Source organism: Streptomyces sp. NPDC051636 (assembly GCF_044453765.1).
Lineage (GTDB): Bacteria > Actinomycetota > Actinomycetes > Streptomycetales > Streptomycetaceae > Streptomyces.
Map to the genome: position 1 here is coordinate 336,304 of NZ_JBITDA010000005.1, position 12,341 is coordinate 348,644.

10 protein-coding genes and 4 tRNA genes are annotated in these 12,341 nt (G+C 69.6%); 4 read left to right on the plus strand and 10 right to left on the minus strand.

Annotated elements, in window-relative coordinates; translation table 11 throughout:
- Nucleotides 1-22: 22 nt before the first annotated feature.
- Nucleotides 23-274: a DUF3073 domain-containing protein gene (locus tag ACIBBH_RS13290; RefSeq protein WP_399404348.1), complete on the minus strand. Its 252-nt coding sequence runs from the start codon at nucleotides 272-274 to the stop codon at nucleotides 23-25.
- A 310-nt stretch (nucleotides 275-584) separates the two neighbouring features.
- On the minus strand, nucleotides 585-1,694 hold the full coding sequence (locus ACIBBH_RS13295; RefSeq protein WP_399404349.1) for a Leu/Phe/Val dehydrogenase: 1,110 nt from the start codon (nucleotides 1,692-1,694) through the stop codon (nucleotides 585-587).
- A 290-nt stretch (nucleotides 1,695-1,984) separates the two neighbouring features.
- On the opposite strand from ACIBBH_RS13295, the gene ACIBBH_RS13300 reads away from it, so the two are divergent.
- On the plus strand, nucleotides 1,985-2,845 hold the full coding sequence (locus ACIBBH_RS13300; protein ID WP_399404350.1) for a hypothetical protein: 861 nt from the start codon (nucleotides 1,985-1,987) through the stop codon (nucleotides 2,843-2,845).
- Between the two features lie 542 nt (nucleotides 2,846-3,387).
- Nucleotides 3,388-3,594: a developmental transcriptional regulator BldC gene (gene bldC / locus ACIBBH_RS13305; RefSeq protein ID WP_003949541.1), complete on the plus strand. Its 207-nt coding sequence runs from the start codon at nucleotides 3,388-3,390 to the stop codon at nucleotides 3,592-3,594.
- 429 nt (nucleotides 3,595-4,023) lie between these two features.
- Here bldC and ACIBBH_RS13310 read toward each other — a convergent pair whose 3' ends face one another.
- The 8 genes from ACIBBH_RS13310 to ACIBBH_RS13345 all read right to left on the minus strand — a co-directional run bounded on the left by ACIBBH_RS13310 (nucleotide 4,024) and on the right by ACIBBH_RS13345 (nucleotide 11,200).
- The gene (locus tag ACIBBH_RS13310; RefSeq protein ID WP_399404351.1) at nucleotides 4,024-4,215 is read right to left on the minus strand and encodes a DUF6274 family protein; all 192 of its coding nucleotides are present in this window, start codon (nucleotides 4,213-4,215) and stop codon (nucleotides 4,024-4,026) included.
- Between the two features lie 368 nt (nucleotides 4,216-4,583).
- Nucleotides 4,584-4,658: transfer RNA gene (locus ACIBBH_RS13315), tRNA-Asp, on the minus strand.
- A 93-nt stretch (nucleotides 4,659-4,751) separates the two neighbouring features.
- Nucleotides 4,752-8,705 (minus strand): ATP-dependent RNA helicase HrpA, encoded by a 3,954-nt coding sequence (gene hrpA / locus ACIBBH_RS13320; protein WP_399404352.1) that lies wholly within the window; start codon nucleotides 8,703-8,705, stop codon nucleotides 4,752-4,754.
- A gap of 103 nt (nucleotides 8,706-8,808) precedes the next feature.
- On the minus strand, nucleotides 8,809-9,120 hold the full coding sequence (locus ACIBBH_RS13325; protein ID WP_399404353.1) for a hypothetical protein: 312 nt from the start codon (nucleotides 9,118-9,120) through the stop codon (nucleotides 8,809-8,811).
- A gap of 154 nt (nucleotides 9,121-9,274) precedes the next feature.
- Nucleotides 9,275-9,348: transfer RNA gene (locus tag ACIBBH_RS13330), tRNA-Phe, on the minus strand.
- A gap of 30 nt (nucleotides 9,349-9,378) precedes the next feature.
- Nucleotides 9,379-9,453: transfer RNA gene (locus ACIBBH_RS13335), tRNA-Asp, on the minus strand.
- 37 nt (nucleotides 9,454-9,490) lie between these two features.
- Nucleotides 9,491-9,563, minus strand: a tRNA-Glu gene (locus tag ACIBBH_RS13340).
- An 80-nt stretch (nucleotides 9,564-9,643) separates the two neighbouring features.
- On the minus strand, nucleotides 9,644-11,200 hold the full coding sequence (locus ACIBBH_RS13345; protein WP_399404354.1) for a metallophosphoesterase: 1,557 nt from the start codon (nucleotides 11,198-11,200) through the stop codon (nucleotides 9,644-9,646).
- 83 nt (nucleotides 11,201-11,283) lie between these two features.
- Between ACIBBH_RS13345 and ACIBBH_RS13350 the strand changes: the two genes are divergently transcribed.
- Complete coding sequence (locus tag ACIBBH_RS13350; protein ID WP_190194089.1) at nucleotides 11,284-11,634, plus strand: metallopeptidase family protein; 351 nt, start codon at nucleotides 11,284-11,286, stop codon at nucleotides 11,632-11,634.
- Nucleotides 11,635-11,738: 104 nt separating this feature from the next.
- The gene (locus ACIBBH_RS13355) at nucleotides 11,739-12,251 is read left to right on the plus strand and encodes a hypothetical protein (RefSeq protein ID WP_399404355.1); all 513 of its coding nucleotides are present in this window, start codon (nucleotides 11,739-11,741) and stop codon (nucleotides 12,249-12,251) included.
- Nucleotides 12,252-12,341 lie beyond the last annotated feature (90 nt).

Here is a 12,341-nt window from a genome sequence, read left to right on the forward strand (position 1 = left end):
CCGGGTGAGTGCTCAATACAGGTCAAGCTCCGCGACGGTGCTGTGAGGACTGGTCGTCCTCTTCCTCGTCGTCGTCCTCGTAGAGGTCGGCGTAGCGAGAGTACAGGTCGTCGTCGTCATGCTCATCGTCCTCGAAGCGGTCGCCGTTCGGCGACTGGTTCGACGTCGATGCGCCCAGCTCCTCGGCCAGGCGTGAGAGGTCCGTCCCACCGCTGTTGTACTTCAGCTGGCGGGCGACCTTCGTCTGCTTGGCCTTGGCCCGGCCGCGCCCCATGGCTCGACCCCCTCAACGACGGGGCTCGACGGCCCCAGAGTCTGACACGCGTTCATGATCTGGAACGGACTCTCCGCGGAGAGGCCGGTCCGTAGGGCTTCCACGGTACCTGAGCCCGCGCCCATACGGTACGTCGCCCGCAGTACGCGCGTGTGCACAGGACCTTCGAGGTGCCCTGTCCTCGCTGGTCAGTGGCGATTTTAACCACTTATCCGAGGACGACCCGCCGACGGAAGTGAGAGTTCTCTCCAAGTTCCCGCCGACGGGTACCGCTCAGGCGTGCGATCGGGCGCCGGCGCCCGGCCGTGGATCAGCGTGGCACACAGTCCTCGGCCCGGGCTTCGGCCATCCGCTGCTCGGCGATCCGGTCGGCCGCGGCGGCAGGCGGAATGCCGTCGTCCTTCGCACGTGCGAATATGGCCAGCGTGGTGTCGAAGATCTTCGCCGCCTTGGCCTTGCACCGGTCGAAGTCGAACCCGTGCAGCTCGTCAGCGACCTGGATGACCCCGCCGGCGTTCACCACGTAGTCCGGCGCGTAGAGGATCCCGCGGTCGGCGAGGTCCTTCTCCACACCCGGATGGGCGAGCTGGTTGTTGGCCGCGCCGCACACCACCCGGGCGGTCAGCACCGGCACGGTGTCGTCGTTCAGCGCCCCGCCGAGCGCGCAGGGGGCGTAGATGTCGAGCCCCTCGACGCGGATCAGCGCGTCGGTGCCGGCCACGGCCGCCACACCCTCGGCGTGCTGGTCGAGGACGCGCCGTACCGCCTCCTCGCGCACGTCCGTGATCACCACCTCGGCACCCTCGTCCCGCAGGTGCCGCACCAGGTGGTGCCCGACCTTGCCCACGCCGGCGATACCGACCTTCCGGCCACGCAGCGAGGGGTCGCCCCACAGGTGCTGGGCGGAGGCCCGCATGCCCTGGTAGACGCCGAACGCCGTGAGCACGGAGGAGTCGCCGGCGCCGCCGTTCTCCGGGGAGCGGCCCGTCGTCCAGCGGCACTCGCGCGCCACGACGTCCATGTCGGCGACGTACGTACCGACGTCGCACGCGGTGACGTACCGCCCGCCGAGCGAGGCCACGAACCTCCCGTAGGCGAGCAGCAGCTCCTCGGTCTTGTCGCGCTCCGGGTCCCCGATGATCACGGCCTTGCCGCCGCCGTGGCCGAGCCCGGCCATGGCGTTCTTGTAGGACATCCCGCGCGCGAGGTTGAGCGCGTCGGCGACGGCCTCCGCCTCGGTCGCGTAGGGGTAGAAGCGCGTACCGCCGAGCGCGGGGCCCAGGGCGGTGGAGTGGATGGCGATGACGGCCTTGAGTCCGCTGGCGCGGTCCTGGCAGAGCACGACTTGCTCATGACCGCCCTGGTCCGAGTGGAACAGGGTGTGCAGTACATCAGCAGGTGCGCCGGTTACGTCGGTCACGGTGGTGACTCCTGAAGCGAGTAGCGGCTGTGGTCCTGGGACCAGCTCCATGGGGGTCCCCCCACGCTTTTGGCAGTGGGGGAGGGTGGCGGGGGCTGTGGCATGAGCGTAGAGCCTGTGCCCGCACGCCATCCGCGCAGTGTTCAGGATCACCCTCCCAGGGCTTGAGCGCACGCATCCACGTGGCACGATTTGCAGTGGTTTCCCCAGTCCGTTCGAGTACGGCTCGTGCGGGTCCGGTGCGGGACCCGCGAGGGTTTCGAGCCGGGTCCGCTGGGGAGGGAGCAGGCGTGCCCAAGGTGTCCTCGGTTACCGTCCCCTACGCGACGTACCTGCGCGTGTACGAGCCGCTGGCCGCCTTCCCCGAGCCGGAACGCGAGCACTGGGCGCGGTACGCCCGCCGGCCCGACCGGCCCTCCTACCAGGACGAACTCCGTCGCTCCCTGGCCGACCTGCTGCCCACCCCGCCCATTCCCGTGCCGGTGCACGAGAGCGGCGACGCCTTCGTGCTGGACGTCGACGGCGTGGTCTGCGTCTGTCCCTGGCGCACCCGGCTGCGCGGCTGGCAGGCCCTGGGCGACCTGGCCGAGGAACTGCCCCCGCCGGTCCTGGACGCGGTGCTGCCCCCGGTCGTACGCCACCAGGCCACCCGCGACTACGAGCGCTGGCTCGCCCGCAACCCCGACGCCCGCCCCTGGATCCGCACCGCGACCTGGCAGGTGCCGCTGAACTGGTTCGTCCTGGTCTCCGACGAGGAGCGGGAGTACGTCAAGGCCTCCGGCGACCCCGGGGCCCCGGGTGGCGAGCCGCCCGTGCTGCGCTACCGCACGCCCATGGTGCAGGCCCGGCGGCGGGTGGCGCGCGGGCTGCGCGCGCTGAAGGACGCCATCGAGGAGGGGCCGCTGATCGACGGCCTGGTGGACGTCGGCCGCTGGCTGGAGGAGTTCCACCCGCGCTCGCTGGTGGAGCTGGACTACGGCGGCCTGGTGCACGTACTGCCCGCCGGCGAGCTCGAGGGCGATCACTCGGCGGCCGAGGTGGCCGAGGGCATCGACGCGCTGCGCCGCGGTGACGGGTCCGCCGCCGGCGAGGCGTACGGGCGGCTCGTGGAGCGCTGGCGGGCCGTGCGGGACCGGCGCTCGGCGAACTGACGGGACATTGAGTGACCTACGTCACGGCCTAAACCGCGTGAAACAGCGTACGGTCAACGCCACATCGGTGACCTGACGGGACGTAGGTCCTGATCCGGGCTTTTTGTGTCCAGGGCGTTACAAGGGTGACGGACCGCACGTACATCACCCTTGCGCCACTTGCCCGTCCTCATGCCAAAATAGGACAAGGAGTCCAGGGAGGACTCCTTCCGTCCAACTGTGCTGCAGTGTGGGCGGATTCTCAGCATTGCACGCTTTGGGGGGTCTGGTGACTCCTGATCGTCCTGTGACTGATCGTCACAGGGGCGTGACTGTCCGCTATGGCATGGTCCATCGGCTTCCGTCGCTGATGAACACCTGGGAGGGCAATTCCATCGGTTTGGCCGACGCGGCTGGACAGATGGTGTAGTTGTAGTGCCGAGGACAAGCCGTTCGTCCTATAACCGACTCGACTCGCGTCCGCCATTTCGGGCAACGCGGGTCAAGGTGCAGAATTTAGAGGAAAGAACCGAGAAGGTTCGGTTCTCCCGAGGAGGCCGCTCATGACCGCTCGCACCCCTGATGCCGAGCCGCTGCTGACCCCGGCTGAGGTCGCCACCATGTTCCGTGTGGACCCGAAGACGGTCACGCGGTGGGCGAAGGCCGGCAAGCTCACGTCGATCCGTACGCTCGGCGGGCACCGCCGCTACCGCGAGGCCGAAGTCCGCGCTCTGCTTGCGGGCATCCCGCAGCAGCGCAGCGAGGCCTGAAACAACTGAACAACCGGGCGACACGGCAGGTTCCCCCAACCGGCCCAGGCGCCCGAAACCCTAGCTCCAAGCGACGCGGGACCTGCCCCAACAGGCCCCACGCCCAAGCCGAACAGAACTTTCAGGCAAGCGACACAGGGTGCGTCGTCGATCGCGCTGGACTCCGCCGGGTCCAGCGCGATCTTTTTTGTGCGCCGAGCGGCGTCCGCGCGGGGCCCTGTGAGCGGGCTTGTCGGAGTCTGGGGGGCGATGTCGGATCCGCCGTGGGCGGCCCCTGAGTCAGGTGCAATTGCACATATTAAATTGACCAGTTGGAGGAGGCGTGTAAGTACCGCGCTTTCAAAAACTCATGCGGTGACACCCGTCACATGAGAGGGAGCTTGTTGCCACCGGCCCATGTGCACTACATGGAACATGCCTGCCCCGTGCTCATGCCCTGGAAGGCTTCTCGTCCTCCGCGGTCTCCGGCGGGGCCTGTGTGCCCCGCGGGGCGGAGTCCATCGCCAGCCGCAGCAGGTGGTGGCAGATCGGACAGTGCCGGGTGAGATGCCCGTAGGACGAGGCCGCCGACAGATGCGCCCTGAGCAGCGCCCGCGTCTCGTGCCTGACCGATGCCGCCATACGCCACCTCCGGGGCCGCTAGGGAGAACCGGGCCCTGTTTTCTGGGTACCGGCGGAATGTGACGCCGTCAAGACACACAGGGCCCTCCCGTGCGGCTTCCAGTCGTCGGAGGCGAGCATCAGGGGCACGGTGCCGAGGATCGAGCCTCCGGCGCACGGTGACACGAGAGGGCCCCGGGCAGGAGAACGGCCCGCATCCGTCGCTGGATGCGGGCCGCTCCTCTGTGCGGTCCTGACGGGATTTGCTGTGTCTGATTGCGGCTTCGCCGCGGGCGCGGCCTCCGCCTCGACGGGGGCGAGGGGGGACGGTCGGGCAGGTGGCATGAGTGAAGCCCGCCTCCCTGGGGGAGACGGGCCTCTTCCTTGTGCGGTCCTGACGGGATTTGAACCCGCGGCCTCCACCTTGACAGGGTGGCGAGCACTCCAAACTGCTCCACAGGACCAGGTTTCGCGGCGCCTCTGCTGCGTTGCGCTGCGAGAAGGACTGTACAGGAGGGTTCGGGTCCTGGTCGAACTCACCCCCCGTACCCAGGCGATTACGGCACAGCCGCGTCGATCGCCTTCACGATCCGCTTGTCCGAGACGGGGTACGCCGTGCCCAGCGCGTGGGCGAAGTAGCTCACCCGGAGCTCCTCGATCATCCAGCGGATGTCCAGGACCGAGGCGGGCACCGGACGGCCCTGCGGGAGCTGCTCGAGGAGCCAGGCGTACTCGTCCTGCATCTCGTGGACCTTCTCCATGCGCGTGGTGTCCCGCTGCACGTTCGTCGGCATCTGCTGCAGGCGCCGGTCCGCGGCCACCAGGTACCGCATGAGGTCCGGCAGCCGGCGTATCCCCGCCGCCGTCACGAAGCCCGGCTTCACGAGGGCGTCAAGCTGCGCCCGTACATCCGCCAGGTTCGGCAGCAGCGCGGGGCTCCGCACGGCCTTCAGCCGGCGCTCACAGGACTGCCAGGCGGCCAGCACCTGCTGCACCTGGCCCACCGTACGGACGGTCGTGTCCACGATCTCCGCGCGCACCTTGTCGTACAGCTTCCGGTAGGACTCCTCGTCCCACACCGGCCCCCCGAAGTCGCCGATGAGCTTGTCCGCCGCCGCCATCGCGCAGTCGTCGAACAGCGCCTGGATCGATCCGTGCGGATTCGCGGACAGAGCCAGCTTCTGGGCGTTCGTCAGCTTCTCGGACGCGAACTTCGCGGGATTCACCGGGACGTTGCGCAGGATCAGCCGCCGCGTGCCCCGCCACATCGCCTCGGCCTGCTCCTCCTCCGTGTCGAAGAGCCGTACGGAGACGGTGCCGGCCGTCGGTCCGTCGTCGACCAGCGCCGGGTACGCCTTCACCGGTTGACCGGCGCGGCGGGTCTCGAAGACGCGGGTGAGCGAGCCGATGGTCCAGTCGGTGAGGCCCTTGCGCTCCAGGGACTCCCCGCCCTGCCGCTCGGCGGTGGCCGCAGCGGCCTGGGAGAGGGCCTTGCGCGCCTTCGGTTTCAGCCGCAGCTTCAGCGCCTCCAGGTCCTTGTCCTCGGCCAGCTTCCGGCGCCGCTCGTCAACGATCCGGAACGTGATCTTCAGATGGTCGGGGATCTTCTCCCAGTCGAAGTCACCGGCTTCGAAGGGCACGCCGACCATGCGCTTCAGCTCGCGGGCCATGGTGGTGGTGAGCGGCTCCGAGAGCGGCGTCGCCTTCTCCAGGAACGCCTTCGCGTAGTTCGGCGCGGGCACGTAGTTGCGGCGGACCGGCTTGGGCAGGGAACGGATCAGCTCCGTCACCAACTCCTCCCTCAGGCCCGGGATCTGCCAGTCGAAGCCCTCGTCCGTGACCTGGTTGAGCACCTGGAGCGGGATGTGCACGGTCACGCCGTCCGCGTCCGCACCCGGCTCGAACTGGTACGTCACCCGGAACTTCAGCGGCCCCTGCCGCCAGGAGTCCGGATAGTCGGCCTTGGTGACCGCCTCCGCCGACTCCCGGATGAGCATCTCCCGCTCGAAGTCCAGGAAATCCGGCTGCTCCTGCCGCTTCCGCTTCCACCAGGAGTCGAAGTGGGCGCCGGAGACGACGTGTTCGGGCACCCGCTGGTCGTAGAAGTCGAACAGCGTCTCGTCGTCGACCACGATGTTCCGGCGCCGCGCCCGGTGCTCCAGTTCCTCGACCTCGCTGAGGAGCCTGCGGTTGTCGGCGAAGAACTTGTGGTGGGTGCGCCAGTCGCCCTCGACGAGCGCGTTGCGGATGAACAGCTCGCGGCTGACCTCCGGATCGATCCGGCCGTAGTTCACCTTCCGGTCGGCGACGATCGGCACGCCGTACAGCGTGACCTTCTCGTACGCCATCACCGCCGCCTGGTCCTTCTCCCAGTGCGGCTCGCTGTACGTCCGCTTCAGCAGGTGACCGGCCAGCGGCTCGACCCATTCCGGCTCGATCTTCGCGTTGACCCGGGCCCACAGGCGGGAGGTCTCCACCAGCTCGGCCGACATGACGAACCGGGGCGGCTTCTTGAACAGGGCCGAACCCGGGAAGATCGCGAACTTGGCGTTCCGCGCGCCCAGGTACTCGTTCTTCGCCCCCTCCTTCACATCTTTCATACCGATGTGCGAGAGCAAACCGGCGAGGAGGGAGACGTGGACACGGTCGTCGGGGGCGTCCTGGTCGTTGAGGTGGATGCCCATCTGCTTGGCGACCGTGCGCAGCTGCGTGTAGATGTCCTGCCACTCACGGATGCGCAGGAAGTTCAGGTACTCCTGCTTGCACATCCGCCGGAACGACGACGAGCCCCGCTCCTTCTGCTGCTCGCGGACGTACCGCCACAGGTTGAGGTAGGCGAGGAAGTCACTGGTCTCGTCCTTGAAGCGGGCGTGCTGCTGGTCGGCCTGCGTCTGCTTGTCGGCGGGGCGCTCGCGCGGGTCCTGGATGGACAGCGCGGCGGCGATCACCATGACCTCGCGGACACAGCCGTTCTTCTCCGCCTCCAGCACCATCCGCGCCAGACGCGGGTCCACGGGCAGCTGGGCCAGCTTGCGGCCGGTGTCCGTCAGACGCTTGCGCGGGTCCTTCTGGGCCGGGTCGAGGGCGCCCAGCTCCTGCAGCAGCTGCACGCCGTCGCGGATGTTGCGGTGGTCCGGCGGGTCGATGAAGGGGAACTTCTCGATGTCGCCCAGGCCGGCCGCGGTCATCTGCAGGATGACGGAGGCGAGGTTGGTGCGGAGGATCTCGGCGTCGGTGAACTCGGGGCGGGCCGCGAAGTCCTCCTCGCTGTACAGCCGGATGCAGACACCGTCGCTGGTCCGGCCGCAGCGGCCCTTGCGCTGGTTGGCGCTGGCCTGCGAGATCGGCTCGATGGGGAGCCGCTGCACCTTCGTACGGTGGCTGTAGCGGCTGATCCGGGCGAAGCCGGGGTCGATCACGTACTTGATGCCGGGGACGGTCAGGGACGTCTCGGCGACGTTGGTCGCCAGAACGATCCTGCGGCCGGTGTGGGGCTGGAAGACGCGATGCTGCTCGGCGTGCGAGAGGCGGGCGTAGAGCGGCAGGATCTCCGTGAAGCGGAAGTTCTTCCTGGTGAGCGCGTCGGCGGTGTCCCGGATCTCCCGCTCCCCGGAGAGGAACACGAGGATGTCGCCCTTGCCCTCGGCCATCAGTTCCTCGACGGCGTCGGTGATGGCGGTGATCTGGTCGCGGTCGGCGTCCTCGGAGTCCTCTTCAAGAAGAGGCCGGTAGCGGACCTCGACCGGATACGTCCGCCCGCTGACCTCGACGATGGGCGCGTCACCGAAGTGCCGGGAGAAACGCTCGGGGTCGATGGTGGCGGAAGTGATGACGACTTTCAGATCCGGCCGCTGCGGGAGCAGCCGGGCCAGATACCCGAGCAGGAAGTCGATGTTCAGGGACCGCTCGTGGGCCTCGTCGATGATGATCGTGTCGTAGGCGCGCAGCTCACGGTCGGTCTGGATCTCGGCGAGCAGGATGCCGTCCGTCATCAGCTTGATGAAGGTGGCGTCCGGGTTCACCTGGTCGGTGAACCGCACCTTCCAGCCGACGGCCTCACCGAGGGGGGTGTCCAGCTCCTCGGCGACACGCTCGGCGACGGTACGGGCGGCGATCCTGCGGGGCTGGGTGTGCCCGATCATGCCGCGCACGCCGCGCCCCAGCTCGAGACAGATCTTCGGGATCTGCGTGGTCTTCCCGGACCCGGTCTCACCGGCGACGATGACGACCTGGTGATCACGGATGGCGTCCGCGATCTCGTCCTTCTTCTGGCTGACCGGCAGCTGCTCGGGATACGTGACGGCGGGCACACGGGAGCGCCGCTCGTCCATCCGGGCCTCGGCCCTGCCGACTTCCGCCTCGATCTCGGCGAGGACGGCGGCGCGGGCCTCCGGCTTACGGATCTTGCGTGCGCCCTCGAGCCTGCGCCCGAGCCGGTGCGCGTCGCGCAGCGACAGCTCGGTCAGGCGGGGGGCGAGGGTGCCGAGGGCGGGGGCGGGATGCGTAGACATACGGGGTCCAGGATCTCACCTCGGCGAAATTCCTGGCGAACGATTTGCCTCCGGCCGCTCAGCAGGGCTTTTCCAGCCCGCCCACTCGCGAGCAGCGGCTGCCCTACTGGCTCCGCCGGGCTGGAGGGGCCGTTGGCGCGGGGTCCCGGCGGGACCCGTCGCCCAGGGCGATCGACCTCGCCGTATTGGACACGGCCTTGATCCCCAGGTACGCCGTGGTCATGCTGCTCACCGCGGTGAACGCGGCCGTCAGCACGCCGACGATCACCGCCCTGTCCCCGTTGAGCCGCCATACCCCGAAGATCGCGACCCCGGCGATCGCCAGGTTGCTGATGACCACGGCCAGTAGCCCGTACCGCGCCCGGTCCTTCTCCAGCTCGACATCCCGAATGGCTTTGGCCTCGTCCCGGCTCATCGTCCCCCGCCCCCAAGAAATCACGGCCGACCAGCCGGAACGTAGCGCCGGGCAGGCCCGCTGCCAAGCGCTGGAAACCGTCCCCGCCGCTGCCACCCATGCCCCTCATGAACACGACGAAGGCCCCGTCCTGGTGGACGGGGCCTTCTGGCTGTGGCTGGGGCCGGGGTCGAACCGGCGACCTTCCGCTTTTCAGGCGGACGCTCGTACCAACTGAGCTACCCAGCCACGGGGTTTCACGTGAAACAAAACCCCAAGCGGTCCTGACGGGATTTGAACCCGCGGCCTCCACCTTGACAGGGTGGCGAGCACTCCAAACTGCTCCACAGGACCAAGCGTTGTGTACGACAGTGTCGCACACGGTACTGCGTGCCCCCAACGGGATTCGAACCCGTGCTACCGCCTTGAAAGGGCGGCGTCCTAGGCCGCTAGACGATGAGGGCTATCGGCCCGCCTGGGCGCTTCTCAGCGCGTCGGGGACGTGAGAAGCATATGGGATGGCGCGGGGTATCGCCAAAACGGTTTACGGGCCCCCGGACGACGAGGGGGAGGACGGGGCGGGGGACGAGGCCGTGGGGGCCGGGGTCGCGCCCGGCTGGTTGTCCTCCGGGAGGTGGCGGCTGACCTCGGCCGTCGTCAGGCCCAGGCCGCCCAGTTTGATCGCGTCCCAGGCCTGGAGGCGGCGGGTGTCCCGGTCGAAGTAGAGGATCGACGCCTCGATCGGGGCCGGGTACGTGTGCTCGACGGCGCGCAGGCCGCTGCCGCCCGTGGAGCCTTCGACACGCAGCCGGGTGCCGCGCTTCATGATCTTCGTGTCCTCCTGGTGGAGATGGCCGGCCAGCACCAGGGGCACCTCACCGTCCGTCTCGCGCGCGGCGGAGGGCTCGTGGATCAGGGCCACGTCCACCGGGGTGCCGGCCTGCCGCTGGTTGTGCAGGGCCGCGGCCAGGCGGTCGCCCGCCAGCTGCTCCGCGTTGCCGCTGGACCGGCCCGAGCGGTCGGGGGTGAACTGCGGATCGCCCGTGCCCGCGAAGCGCAGGCCGGCCACCGTCTCCGCCCGGCCGTCGTCCAGGACGTGCACGTTCTTCATCCGCTCCAGGTACCGCTGGGTCACCCGCGAGTCGTGGTTCCCTCGGACCCACACGTACGGCACGCCCAGGTCGGCGACGGGGTCAAGGAAGCCGTTCTCCGCCGCCGTGCCGTGGTCCATGGTGTCGCCGGTGTCGACGATCACGTCCACCTTGTACTCCTCGACCAGCGAGGCGATGATCTTCCAGCTCGCCGGGTTGAGGTGGATGTCCGACACGTGCAGTACCCGGATGGTGGTGGGGTCGGGCTGGTAGGCCGGGAGCGTGGACGTGACGTCGTACAGCTTCGTCACGTTCGTCACCAGGCGTGCCAGCTCCTTCTGGTAGACGTCGAACTCCGTCACGATGCTGCGCGCGTTGCCGACCAGTGACGGCGCGGAGGACAGCAGGCCGGAGAAGCGCGGTTCCAGGACCGACTCGGGGTTCCAGGTGGCGTACGCCGTCGCCCCGGACGCCGCGAGGAGGGTGAGGGCCAGGCCGCCGGCCGCCAGGGCGCGGCGCGGGCGGCGGTAGACCGCCAGGCCGAGCGCCGTCGCGCCGGCGACCACGGCGACGCAGGAGCGTACGGCCAGGTCGAACGTGCCGTGTTCGACGTCCCGGGCGACCTCGTCCTGCAGGCCGGAGAGGCGTTCGGGGTGGTCGACCAGGGCCTGGGAGCGGACCGGGTCGAGCTGGTCGGCGCTCACGTCCAGGCGGACCGGCGCGACGTGACTGTCGAGGGACAGGGCGCCGAGCGGCGAGACGTTGATCTTCGTGCCGCCGGTGAGGGAGGGGCGCAGGGTCATCGTCGTGTTCATCGGGCCGACCGGGGCCCGTACGTTGCCCACGATCAGCAGGCCCAGCCAGGCGCCGACCAGCACGACGGCGGTCAGGCCGAGGGCGCGGGCCCAGGGGCGGGGCCGGGCGGCGAGTTCGAGCGGGGGAAGGGTTCGGGGGTGTTTCGAGGTCCGGTTCTTCATGCGGTTGCGGGCTGCGAGGGGGACGCGGGCCATTGGTGCCGTATGCCCGGGTCCGGGCGTGGATATGCGGCGGTCCACGAGTCACGTACGGGGGTGTCGTACCGGACAATGGCCCTGTGCTGGAGATGACGCGCGAGGAGTTCGAGGAACTGGTCGCCGAGGCGCTCGACCGGATTCCGCCGGAGCTGACGCGGCTGATGGACAACGTCGCGGTGTTCGTCGAGGACGAGCCGCCCGCCGACGATCCCGAGCTGCTCGGGCTGTACGAGGGGACCCCGCTGACCGATCGCGGCGAGTGGTACGCGGGCGTGCTGCCGGACCGGATCACCGTCTACCGGGGGCCGACGCTGCGGATGTGCGAGACGCGGGAGGACGTGGTCGCGGAAACCGAGGTGACCGTGGTGCACGAGATCGCGCACCACTTCGGGATCGACGACGAGCGGTTGCACGCCCTCGGGTACGGCTGATTCCTTCTTCCCGGGGGTCTTTCCGGCGCGGGCCGCGTGTCCTCTTGCGGGCGGCGGGAGTTGGGCAGGTTGACTCCTTCACCCCGCCCCCGGAGGTGGCCGCCGTGCGCCCCTTGTCCGTACCCGTCCGTCTGGCCGCCACGGCGATGGTCCTCGCGGCCGCCTCCGGTTGTGTGAACGTGGGGGACGACGCGGGCCCGGCCAGAGCGTCGCACTCGGCGGGGCGGCGGGGTGGTGAGGCGCCGGACGGCGGGGCGGCGGTCTCGGGGCGTGGTGCGGGGTACGCCGGCAAGGCGGGTGACGGCAAGCACGGGCACGGCGGGAAGGCGAAGCACGGGAAGTCGGCCTCGGCGTCGGCCACGCCGTCGGCGGGGGGCAGCGCGTCGGCGGACGCGCCGGCCAAGCCGGGGAGGACCGCGAAGCCGGGGGATGCGGCGCCGACCAAGGCGCAGCCCAGCCCGACGCGGACGGCGGAGCCGCCGCCCACGCCGCCGCCTCCGCCGCCGTCCCCGTCCACGGAGCCTCCGTCCGCGGAGCCGTCCTCGTCGGCGCACCAGGAGACGGGGCCGCAGCTCACGCAGCGGGAGCCGGCGCCGGAGGCCGGGTTGCCGGCGTAAGCGCGGGTCGGCTGTGTGACGTACGTCTACGGGACTCGGTTTGCCTTCGGGGGTGTTGGGTGCGTATGGTGGTAGATCGTTTGATCCCAT

Bases quoted from the DNA above. Each gene is read 5' to 3' on its own strand.
- ACIBBH_RS13290 (WP_399404348.1), bottom strand. From the start codon at position 274: ATGGGGCGCGGCCGGGCCAAGGCCAAGCAGACGAAGGTCGCCCGCCAG.
- bldC (WP_003949541.1), top strand. From the start codon at position 3,388: ATGACCGCTCGCACCCCTGATGCCGAGCCGCTGCTGACCCCGGCTGAG.
- ACIBBH_RS13310 (WP_399404351.1), bottom strand. From the start codon at position 4,215: ATGGCGGCATCGGTCAGGCACGAGACGCGGGCGCTGCTCAGGGCGCAT.
- hrpA (WP_399404352.1), bottom strand. From the start codon at position 8,705: ATGTCTACGCATCCCGCCCCCGCCCTCGGCACCCTCGCCCCCCGCCTG.
- ACIBBH_RS13325 (WP_399404353.1), bottom strand. From the start codon at position 9,120: ATGAGCCGGGACGAGGCCAAAGCCATTCGGGATGTCGAGCTGGAGAAG.
- ACIBBH_RS13345 (WP_399404354.1), bottom strand. From the start codon at position 11,200: ATGGCCCGCGTCCCCCTCGCAGCCCGCAACCGCATGAAGAACCGGACC.